Raw genomic sequence first — 10765 nt, 5'->3', positions numbered from 1 at the left:
TCACGATGGCCTCGCACGCTACACTTAGACAGCCTTTGGCTGCATGACTGAGGCGACAAGTACCTTGACACGCGCCGGGCGACTGTCGTAGTCTGGTTGTAAACACGGGGTTCAGCGCGAAAGAAACATCACCCAGCCCGTACGTTATGTGCATGAAGCTGATCGGCCTGCCTGCTTTAAATAGCATTTCCGTATAGCTACACGGAGCCGCGTTCATATCAGTAGGGAGTAGCGTGTCGAAAAAATATAGAACCGTCTGGGTCTAACGCTCGGTCGACCATCGGTCTCTCAGAAGGACTGTGTGACGCAGCATTAATACTTTGTTCCTGTCAACCTTGATCCAACACGATCGTCATTCCTTTACGACGGGACTATTGACTTTCGGGCCTTTCAAACTCCCCTCATTTTCCCGTAGGGACAACACGCCATACGGCGTTTCCCACATCGTCTGATACGAGGAGCGCGCCCTTCCTATCGACAGCTACGCCGACTGGGCGACCCACCGCGTGTCCATCAGCCGTTAGAAAGCCAGTCAGAATGTCCTCGGGAGGTCCTGACGGCCTGCCACTTGCGAATGGAACGAATATCACCTTATAGCCGGATTGCGGCTTACGATTCCACGACCCGTGCTGGCCCACAAATGCGCCGCCCCAGTAGTGGGCCGGAAAAAGCTTGTCGTTGTAGAAAGCCAAACCTAAAGATGCCGTATGGTTGCCGAGCGCATAATCAGGCGGAATTGCCTTGGCGACGAGGTCTGGCTGTTGAGGCTTCACACGACTATCGACATGCTGCCCGTAAAAGCTGTACGGAAAGCCGTAAAATGCGCCTTCTTTCACGGCGGTCATATAGTCCGGGACCAGATTATTGCCAAGGTCGTCGCGTTCGTTCACCACTGTCCACAGCTCGCCGCTCTGGGGTTGCCACGACATACCGTTGGGGTTGCGCAGGCCTGAAGCAAAAACGCGCGACCGGCCGGTTCTCAAATCCAGTTCTAAAATGCACGCACGGTCCTTTTCGGCTTCGATGCCGTTTTCGGCGGCATTGCTATTTGAGCCAATAGTAATATACAGATGCTTCCCGTCTCGACTGGCGAGGATGTTTTTGGTCCAATGATGGTTAATGGGTCCGGCCGGGAGGTCAAGGACTTTTGTCCCGGATGAATTGATACGAGTTTCGCCCGTGGTATAAGGGAACCGCATCAAGGCATTGGTATCTGCTACATATAACTGGTCACCGACGAGCGCCATTCCAAAGGGAGAATGAAGGCCTGTTAAGAAAGCTGTCCGGCTGTCCGCGAGGCCATCGCCGTTCGTGTCGCGCAATAAGATAATCCGATTGGGACTAGGTACACCCGCTCCTGCTCTTTTCATGACCTGCTTTCGTACCCACCCCTTAATGCCACCACCCTCGTCATGCTCTGCGGGCGCGTCGCTTTCCGCAACCAGCACGTCTCCATTGGGCAGCGTGTAGAGCCACCGCGGGTGATTCAAACCGGTTGCAAAAGCATGAACTTCAAACCCGACTGGTGATGAAGGCGTGGTCGATGGATCGCGAGGCGTGACGGGTGCAATATTCATCGTCGGGATCAAGGACGTGCGCACGGACGGCAATTCCGGGTGAGGTCCGAAACCCGGATCCCCAGAGGCTACCGGGCCGACTGAGCAACCGGAGATGGCGCAGATCAAGCTAGTCGACAGCCAGTAAAACCGAATAGGGTTTCGCATAGGTCCTCTATGGTGATTAGCTGTGGAGTTGGGCACGCTTACTTGTGAATGTCTGCGCGTAGCGTCTGCACGTCACGTGTTGATACCGGTCTGGCGTTGTTTCCCCAGGTCGTTCGAATAAAGGTGAGGACCTGAGCTATTTCGGTAGTGGTTAGCTTTTGCGCGAACGCGGGCATTTTCTTGCACTCGGGCCCATCATGGGTCTCAGGGCTGCTGCCGCCTTCGACCACCAGTCGAATCAGGGAGGTCGTATCTGCGGCGAGTACTGCGGGGTTTCCTGCAAGCTTAGGATACTTGTTTGCCACGCCGGCACCGTCGGCCTGATGACACTTCGCACAGTAGGACATGAAAATACCGGAGCCCGGTCGCGCAACCTCTCCAGTGTGCATCGCCGTAGCCGTCAGAGAGGCAGCCCGCGAATGCGGCGCGTAGGCGCCAGACGGATTTTGCGCCTGTAAGCTCTTGAGATACACCGCAATCGCGTTCAGATCGTCATCGGACATATATTGCGTGCTGTCTTCGACTACTTGCACCATGCTCCCGAAGGTCACTAATCCGCCACCATGACCACCCTTTAAAAACGCGACAATCTCGTGCTGCCGAACACGGCCCAGTCCCGAGCCCGGATCGCCCGTCAGATTAGGTGCGAACCAGTGATCATTGACACCCCCCGTCAGGTAGTGCTTCGATGATTGATCGTAACCTCGCTCCTCGTAAGCGGGTCCGCGCGGTGTATGACACGCGCCACAGTGGCCCAGCGACTGCATAAGATACGCACCTCGGTTCCACTGTGCGTCGTGCTCGGGCGACGGCTTATACAGACCCTCTCGGGTAAACGCCAGATTCCAGAAGACAAGTGCCCACCTTTGACTGAACGGAAACGGCAACTTGGTTGGCGGCGCTGCTTTGTGAACCGGTTGCACGCCGTGCATGAAGTAGGCATACAGCGCACGCATATCATCGTCGGAGATTTTAGAAAACGACGGATACGGCATCGCCGGATAGAGGTGCTTACCGTCGCGAGCCACGCCCTCGCGAAGCGCTTTTACAAATTCTTCGTAGCTGTATTCGCCAATACCAAATTGCATGTCGGGCGTAATATTGCTCGTCATGATCGTGCCGAACGGCGAACCCATGCCCAAACCACCCGCGAACGGCGCACCGCCTTGCGGTACCGTGTGGCAGCCGGCACAATCGCCGGCTTTCGCGAGATATTCACCTCGCTTGACAAGCTCGGCATCCGCTGCGCCGTCTTGCGAAAATGCGGAAGCACTGCCCACCGCTAGAGTAGCGACCAACCACCCAAAGAAAAACGCGCGAGCTCTCATTACCAAGGCCTGCAAGGGGAGACAATCAGTGCCGCCACTGCCGTCAAGAGCGAACCAGCCAGAAATATCGAGCTGGCAATCACACCGACCAGTGCCAGGAACCGCGCCGGCCGCTTCGTTGAGTGGTCAACGAACTTGTTCGTCGCTGAGACGTTCCAAAGCGCCGTCCAACTTCTCCAAGCTGTGGTAACCCCTCCTATCGCCACCGCTATACACACGACGCTCACGGCGCCGATCCACGTTTGCAGCGAGCTAAGCAGCGGCGCGCTGAGTGGATGATCAGCCGGATAGCACACTTGCGCGGCGAGCGCTTCGCTCGCGCATATCTGGATAATCCAGGCGAGCGGTGCACCGATCAGTCCAAAGAGCACTCGTACGCCGCTGGCGGCACCCCTGCCACTTCCAGCGGCTTTCGATTGAGCCGTTTGCGCAGGCATTTGGACGATCTCCCTCAAAGGACGTACGGGGAAAGATATAACGTACTGAAAATGAACAGCCACACGATGTCGACAAAATGCCAGTACATTCCACCGATAGTCAGCGCACTGTGTCGCCGGTCATCAAAGTATTTCAACCCTGTGCAGATGAGGAGGAACGTCAGCACACATAGGCCGACCATCACATGCAACATGTGAAAGCCCGTGATCGTGTAATAGAGCGAGCCGTAAAGATGCGTGCTCGGACCGTAGTGATGGTCGTGGTACTCCTTCATCTGCAGACCGACGAACAGAATGCCTAACACAATCCCGACGAACATCGATCCTGCGGCCAAACGGAAACGACGTCGCTTGACCAAGTACTCGCATAACCAAACGAAGACCGAACTGAAAAGCAGAACAACGGTGTTGATCCCCGCTGTGCCAAGTTTTGGCAGCCCTTCGGGCGGCCATTTTCCCGTGTATTGCGAGTAAAGGTAGAGGTATGAGAAGATCAAATAGCCAAAGAGCGCTGCCTCGGTGACGATCAGCGTCCACATGCCCCACCATCCACCGGCGTGGCGCCCCACACTGCCGACTGGCAACGCACGCTCGGAGAGGGGTATCGCACGATCACTAGCCAAGGGCGCCTCCTTCCTGAGCGCTCGGGTGCGGCTCTCGCTGGCCGAGCGATCGTTCTGGCCACATCCATGCGACGAGAGAGGCAGCAATACCCCCCACGCACGCGCCGGCGAACCACCAAACATGAAGCAGCAGCCCAGCGAACAGCAACGCCGAGAAAAGCCCCAGAAAGAATGGAGAATAGGCATCACCTGGCATTTTGATGATCGCGTCCGGCGATGCGTTGAGTGCAGTGGTCGCAAGTGCTTCGCGTCCGTGATCGAGGAGGTAGCCCTCAGTAAGCTCGGAGCGGGCCTCACTTGGCATCTCGTGTCCGAGCCGACTCTCCCATAGCGGATGACCACTTGCAACAAAGGGAATCGTTGCGAAGTTGTAAGGAGGCGGCGGCGAGGACACCGACCATTCGAGAGTTGGCGCGTCCCATGGGTTGTCGCCCGCGATCGGCCCCCGCTTGTAGCTGTAAATCAGGTCCACAATGAAAACACAGACCCCTAAAGCGAATACGAATGAGCCAATCGACGTAATCATGTTGACGGTGTTCCAACCCATGTCAGCGCCGTACGTATAGATTCGCCGGGGCATACCGAGCAAGCCCGCAATGTGCATCGGGAAAAAGCCCAGGTTGAATCCGATGAACATTACCCAAAATGCAATCTTACCCAGCCGTTCGCTCATCATCCGACCGGTGAACTTCGGAAACCAGTAATAGATTCCGCCAATCACCGGAAAGACGTTGATTCCCAGCAGCACATAGTGGAGGTGTGCCACGACGAAGTATGTATCGTTGAGTTGCCAGTCGAAGGGAACCGCCGCTGTCATGACGCCTGAGACACCTCCGATCACGAACAGCAGCACAAAGCCCGCAAAGAAGAAGAACGGTGTCTTGAAGACTGGCCGCCCTGTCCAGATCGTTGCAAGCCAAGCGAAAGTCGCGATCGCACTGGGAATCGAAATGACCATGCTTGCCGAGCCAAAGAACGCCAGAGCCAGCGCCGGAATGCCCGTCGCGAACATGTGATGAATCCACACGATGAAGCCAATGATCATCGTCGAGACGGTGGCCAACGCAACTGGTGTGTACCCGACCAGGCGTCGTCGACAAAAGACCGGCAGTGCGTCGGAGACAATCCCCATCGCGGGCAGCACGACAGCGTAGACCCACGGGTGGGCAAACATCCAGAACATGTGTTGCCAGAGCAGAGGACGGCCGCCATTCAAGACGTCAAAAAAGTGAGTTCCGAATTGACGATCCAGCCACAACATGAAAAACGCAAGGCTGACTACGGGGACGGCTAAAAGATTTCCGCCCGACGCGGTGAGCGTTCCCCACACGAGAACGGGAACGCGATCGAGCGACATTCCGGGGGCCCGCATTCGTAGTAACGTGACGACGAAGTTGGCTGAACCTACCGTGGTGGACGCGCCCAGGAGCACCATGCCCAGGGCATAAACGTCAATGTTGGGACCCGAATTGTATTCGAGGCCTGAGAGCGGTACATAATTGAACCAGCCCGCATTCGGCGCCTCTCCGAACGGAAAGCTCGAATAAAGAAAAATTCCTGCAAACACGAACAGCCAATACGAGAGCGCGTTGAGCCTCGGAAAGGCCATGTCCCGCGCGCCAAGTATGAGGGGCCATAGATAATTCGAAAAACCCGACAGCACGGGCAGCGCGTACAAGAAAATCATCGTCACGCCGTGCATCGTAAAAAGTTGGTTGTATTGCTCAGGCGTCAGCACGGTCGCATTTGGACGGGCAAGTTGCAGACGCATGAGCAGCGCTTCAACCCCGCCCATTAACAAAAAGACAAACGCAGTGATGAGATATCGCAGCCCGATAGACTTATGATCGACCGTGGACAGCCAGCCACGCCATCCGGGTTCCGTCTCCCAGAGACGCTCGAGACGCGCGCGTGTTGCGCTGCCCTCAGGTGCCCGGCCCCACGCTGGGGCGCGTTCGAAGCTGACGTCTTTCGGATCGTTCACGCTCGACGCTCCAAATTTAGATGCAGGCGAATGCGTTGTCATCGACATTCGTCCTCACTCAGTCCAACGTTGACAGAAAGGCACGCAGATTCGTCACGTCCTCGCGATTCAAATTAATACTAGGCATGCGCGCGTCTGGTTTAATGAGTTGCGCGTGAGCAATCCAGTCCAGCTGATTCTCAGCCGTGTTGCGCAGTGTGCCGGCGGCGATCATTCGTCGTGAGTTCAGGTGCGTTAAATCGGGAGCAAGTGCGCCGCTTGCATCAGTCCCACGCACCGCATGACAGCCGGCGCATCGGTCGAGAAATATCTTGTTCCCCGCGACAACCGAAGCCGCCACGTTCGCCGAGATGCGTCGTGCTTGCTGTTCGCTCCAGTTGTTATAGTCCGCACGGCTTTGCGCCACGACTTCAAAAGCCATGTGCGCATGCTGCGCCCCGCAGAACTGTGAGCATTGTCCTCGGTACACGCCTGGAGAGTCCGCCTGAATCCATTGCTCATTGGCCTGACCCGGGATCGCTTGCGTTTTGCCCGCAAGCCTCGGTACCCAAAAGGTGTGAATGACGTCGGCGCTCTTTAAGACAATGCGAATGGGTTCACCCACAGGAATATGAATCTCATTCGCCGTTTCGAATCGCTGAGCCGGCTCGTGTGGGTCGGAGTAGGAAACCTTCCACCACCAGTCGTAAGCTGTCACCGTGACCGTTATCGCGGGTGATTGAAGGGGGGTCGCGACTTGCTGCAGCGTGAACAATGCGAAAATGAGCATACCGGCGAGCACGGGACCGGATACGCCAACACCAATCCATATCCACCGCATGCCTTCGCCGGTCGCACCAATTTCCCCTGGAGAAGCGGGGTCACGTCGGCGTCGCAACGCTCCGATCAGGAGCGCCGAGACGATTACGCATACAACCACGCAAATTGCTGTGAAAATCCAGCCAAGCGTTCGCGTCGGATAAGCGGCCGGACCGGCGGCGTGAAGGAAGTAATTCAAGGGGGCCTGCGCGTGTGCGCTAGGCGCTGCGATCAAAATGGAAGCCGACGCGGCTGCGACAGTGAATGATGGCGGAGTGAGCGCCCGGCGTGCGAAGCGTAGATTTTTGACTTTTGGCATCGTCGTCCGAACCCGGATTTTTTGCGCGACTATCAACTTCCCTGCAAGGAGGCGCAAATCCTATACCTGATGATGTGCCGCAATCTACCAATGCGGCGCATCCTTCAATCCTTTAGCAGTATTTTGCCTGTTCCCTTACAGCAAACTTGCAAACCTTCCAAAGTCCGCGGCAAATCGCCTCGCACCGGACGATGCGAGCCGCGTGAGCGTCGAGCGCATGCATTCTGCGATAGAGTCACGGAGCCGGGTGGCTAGCCAATTGCATCTGATTGAATTCGAAAATGTCCTCTTTTTTCAAGCTTCGACGTGACGAGTTGCTTGTCGCCGCCACGTTCGCGTTTTGCGCTCTCCTCTCCGCCTGCTCCAAGTCCGCCGAGCCCTGGCACCTCACCGACGTGAGCGGCCACCTGCCCAATCTGTCATTCTCGCTCGTCGACGATGGTGGCCGCGCCGTGAATGGCGAGTCCTTCGCTGGCCGCGCGACGCTCGTCTATTTCGGCTACACGCATTGCCCCGACGTCTGCCCAGAAACGATGGCGCGGCTTACACAAGTCCTTCAGCAAATCGGCGCCGATGCGAACCGCGCGCAGATCGTCTTCATCACGGTCGATCCCATGCGCGACACACCCGCCTTGCTTCGCACTTATGTGCGCGCGTTCGACGCTCAGCATGCGATCGGCCTATCGGGCTCGGACCGCGCTATCGAGTTGCTGGCGAAACGCTATCGCGTGGCCTACCAGGTGAAGACGCGCGCCGCGAGCGGCATTTACGAGGTCACACACAGCTCCGCGGTTTATATCTTCGATGCGCAGGGCCGCGCGCGCCTGCTCGCGACCGACAATGACTCCATCGATTCCATCGCACACGACCTGCGACGCATCATCGAGACCACGAAGTCATGATTGAAGCGCTGCTTTACTGGCTCGAACCGTGGGAATTCTCGCCGACGGTCATCGTCGCCGTGCTGGTCGCGGGCATTCTTTTCGCCCGCGGCGCGCGGTATGCGCGGGTATCGTTCGCGCGCCGTGTGGCCTTCTGGCTGGGCCTTTCGGGCATCTATGTCGCCCTGCATACGCGACTCGATTACTTCTTCGAACATGAGTTCTTCATGCATCGCTTGCAGCATCTCGTGCTACATCATCTGGGACCCTTTCTTATCGCGCTGTCGTATCCGCGCGCGGCGCTGCGCGCGGGGCTCCCGTTTCGCTGGCGACAGCGCTGGCTGACTCCCGCCATGAACACGCGCACTGCCCTCGTCGCCGCGAACGTGCTGTTCAATCCAGTGATCGCACTGGCACTCTTCGTCGGTCTGATCTATTTCTGGCTGCTTTCGCCGATCCACTTCAAGGCGATGCTGGACTGGCGTCTTTATCGCATGATGAACTGGAGCATGGTGCTCGACGGGCTGCTTTTCTGGTGGCTCGTGCTCGATCCACGACCTGCGCCGCCCGCGCGGCTTGCGCCGGGCCGGCGCATTCTGCTCGTGATAGCCGCGATCCCGCCGCAGATCCTCCTCGGCGCATACATCTTCTTCACGCCGCACGAGCTCTATTCGATCTATTCGATTTGCGGCCGCGCATTCACCTGGATCAGCCCGATGCGCGATCAACAGATCGGCGGCCTGATTCTATGGATTCCAGGATCGATGATGAGCGCGATCGGCGCGCTGATCGCGCTGCGCCACTGGCTGCGGCTTTCGGCGCGTTCGCGTCTGCGTGACGAGCGCAAGCGGCGCCCCACAGCTGCGACGCCGGTTAAGGCTTAAGGACCGCGTACTCAGGCCCGTGCGGGATTCAATCTCGTCGTGGATGTCAGCCGGTTCGACGCCCAGCCCGTCGTAGAACTCCTGTAGATTTTGCTTGCCCATGCACGCGAAATTGGTTACGGCGCCACTGTATCGGGATCCATTCAAGCATCCGGCTGCTCGGTTTCGGCTTCGAAAATTGCGGTTGTTAAGGCTGGCTGAACGACTGCGGTGTGCCGCTGAGCCCACTTGTCCGCCTCGACGCAATCCGAACAACTCGTAAGGAAACGCTAATTCAAATCTAAGTTTCAACGCTTAGCCTGCAATACTGCAGGGCGAGCGTTAAATTGAAGCGGGCGCGGGAGAGGGGATCCTACGGATCTTCGGAGTCTGCGCCAAGGTTCACGCGTAGCAATCTATGATCGAGTGAAAGTTCTTCGAAACGGCGTCCGCGGCTACCTGAAAGTTTGCAAGCACCCAGACCAGTTTAAAGCGACACGCAAGCGCTCCAAAATCTGAATACATGCCCTGGCGTGAGCTTTTGTAACCGAGATATGTAGGAATTTTCTAATGTTACGCGAACCTGTCCTTACAACTTCGGTGCTTCTCCTTGCCGATAACGACTGGCAATTTGGAGAGACACTTTGCGCGGCGCTTGAGGATGCGTTCTGCTCAGTCCATAGAGTCGTTGACAATGTACAGGTCCTCGATGCGCTTAGGACGCGTCGATACGACGTGATCCTGCTTGACGTGGATCCCCCTAAAACCGACTGTTTGCATCTTATTCGCATCCTCCGGTCACAAGCGCATAGTTCTGCGGTAATCTTGATTGCAGCAGAGGGTGATGTCCGAGATGGCGAAACCTCCGGTCTCGAATCCCTTGCCGATGAGCGAGTGTCCAAGCCATTCAAAATCTCCGAGGTCCTCTCCCGTATGCGAAATGCGATTCGCCGGACGGGGAGCGACGCTGACAGCAGCACCGCCCATTTTTGGAACAATGTTGAAAGACAACTCGGTCCGCTCGACACGATGGCAGCCCGCTTGTCTCCGACCGAGCTCGCATTGCTTCATGCTCTGTTGGCTCGGCCGGGTGCAATATTTTCGAGCGACGAACTGAAGCGCCAAATCGGTGGGAACGAACGCATGGCCGATGATTATGTGATCGAGATTCACATTGATTCGTTGAATTCAAAGCTCGGAAGCGAAGCAATTAAAACGATCCGAGGACTAGGATGGATGGTGTCGAGTGAGATTTGACGCTGTTGCTGATCGACTTTGACCGTTACGCGCTGCTCTTAACTGGACATTGAGGCGGCCGATGCTATGGCTAGACCGATAGCCTACCGGTATGACAGGTTAAATCCGGCGGAGGCCGGCGAGTATGCCGCGAGCGACCCGCGTGGCGGAAGATCCTCAGAGGCTGACCCATTCGCATCCCCGCATCCTAAAGTGCGTCACCCTGCGGCAGAAGGTCTGTTCAGTTCCGCATGTGCTGACGGTGGCCGACGAATCTGGCGTCATCCTCAACCCCATTTCGAATTTGAAGAGCGCAAGCTTCTGAACGGATTCCTGTAACTGTTGACCGCGTCGAAAGGTAAAATCTGTCACGAGGTGATATATTTAAAACGACTTGCCGTCAGAATGCTTGATTGCCGAATGGTAGCTTTGACTCTGAAGAGGGCCGATTTGCTGGCCACTTGATCGGGGGCCTGATTTACGCCGCGAGTGTACGTAGTCGGACCTGCAAAATTGGGTTTTGTTCGTGGACGCCTCGGGGCGTTCATCAGGTGGCCTTGTACTTTTCGAAC

General features: G+C 56.9%; 8 protein-coding genes. 3 read left to right on the top strand and 5 right to left on the bottom strand.

All coding sequences use genetic code 11. From position 1 onward, the window contains the following. Positions 1-401: 401 nt before the first annotated feature. The 5 genes from AWB65_RS33345 to coxB form a co-directional block, all read right to left on the bottom strand. On the bottom strand, positions 402-1724 hold the full coding sequence (locus AWB65_RS33345) for a PQQ-dependent sugar dehydrogenase (RefSeq protein ID WP_087671077.1): 1323 nt from the start codon (positions 1722-1724) through the stop codon (positions 402-404). A 38-nt stretch (positions 1725-1762) separates the two neighbouring features. After that, positions 1763-3052, bottom strand: coding sequence for a c-type cytochrome (locus AWB65_RS33340; protein WP_087671076.1), 1290 nt, complete (start codon positions 3050-3052; stop codon positions 1763-1765). A gap of 451 nt (positions 3053-3503) precedes the next feature. Beyond that, complete coding sequence (locus AWB65_RS33330; protein ID WP_235008030.1) at positions 3504-4112, bottom strand: cytochrome c oxidase subunit 3; 609 nt, start codon at positions 4110-4112, stop codon at positions 3504-3506. Beyond that, positions 4105-6144 carry a cytochrome c oxidase subunit I gene (ctaD, locus tag AWB65_RS33325; RefSeq protein ID WP_087671073.1) on the bottom strand — a complete coding sequence of 680 codons (2040 nt, stop codon included), beginning with the start codon at positions 6142-6144 and terminating at the stop codon, positions 4105-4107. The genes AWB65_RS33330 and ctaD overlap by 8 nt, the downstream gene beginning before the upstream one ends. A 10-nt stretch (positions 6145-6154) precedes the next feature. Further along, positions 6155-7213 (bottom strand): cytochrome c oxidase subunit II, encoded by a 1059-nt coding sequence (gene coxB / locus AWB65_RS33320; protein WP_087671078.1) that lies wholly within the window; start codon positions 7211-7213, stop codon positions 6155-6157. Between the two features lie 281 nt (positions 7214-7494). Here coxB and AWB65_RS33315 point away from each other — a divergent pair, with 281 nt between their 5' ends. From AWB65_RS33315 to AWB65_RS33305, 3 genes are all read left to right on the top strand, one after another. Further along, a complete protein-coding gene (locus tag AWB65_RS33315) occupies positions 7495-8115 on the top strand; it encodes an SCO family protein (RefSeq protein WP_087671072.1) in 621 nt (206 codons plus the stop codon). Beyond that, complete coding sequence (locus AWB65_RS33310; protein ID WP_087671071.1) at positions 8112-8978, top strand: cytochrome c oxidase assembly protein; 867 nt, start codon at positions 8112-8114, stop codon at positions 8976-8978. Before AWB65_RS33315 ends, AWB65_RS33310 begins: the two co-directional genes overlap by 4 nt. A gap of 549 nt (positions 8979-9527) precedes the next feature. After that, entirely contained in the window at positions 9528-10214 is a 687-nt protein-coding gene (locus AWB65_RS33305; protein WP_087671070.1) for a response regulator transcription factor, read from the top strand. Positions 10215-10765: the final 551 nt, after the last annotated feature.

The organism is Caballeronia humi (genome assembly GCF_001544475.1).
GTDB classification, from domain to species: Bacteria; Pseudomonadota; Gammaproteobacteria; order Burkholderiales; family Burkholderiaceae; genus Caballeronia; species Caballeronia humi.
The sequence above is the reverse complement of the archived record's forward strand: the minus strand, read 5'-3'. Positions and strand labels throughout refer to the sequence as shown.

Excerpts from the sequence above, each read along its gene's own strand:
- AWB65_RS33305 (WP_087671070.1), top strand. The coding sequence starts at position 9,528 with ATGTTACGCGAACCTGTCCTTACAACTTCGGTGCTTCTCCTTGCCGAT.
- AWB65_RS33315 (WP_087671072.1), top strand. The coding sequence starts at position 7,495 with ATGTCCTCTTTTTTCAAGCTTCGACGTGACGAGTTGCTTGTCGCCGCC.
- coxB (WP_087671078.1), bottom strand. The coding sequence starts at position 7,213 with ATGCCAAAAGTCAAAAATCTACGCTTCGCACGCCGGGCGCTCACTCCG.
- ctaD (WP_087671073.1), bottom strand. The coding sequence starts at position 6,144 with ATGTCGATGACAACGCATTCGCCTGCATCTAAATTTGGAGCGTCGAGC.
- AWB65_RS33310 (WP_087671071.1), top strand. The coding sequence starts at position 8,112 with ATGATTGAAGCGCTGCTTTACTGGCTCGAACCGTGGGAATTCTCGCCG.
- AWB65_RS33340 (WP_087671076.1), bottom strand. The coding sequence starts at position 3,052 with ATGAGAGCTCGCGCGTTTTTCTTTGGGTGGTTGGTCGCTACTCTAGCG.
- AWB65_RS33345 (WP_087671077.1), bottom strand. The coding sequence starts at position 1,724 with ATGCGAAACCCTATTCGGTTTTACTGGCTGTCGACTAGCTTGATCTGC.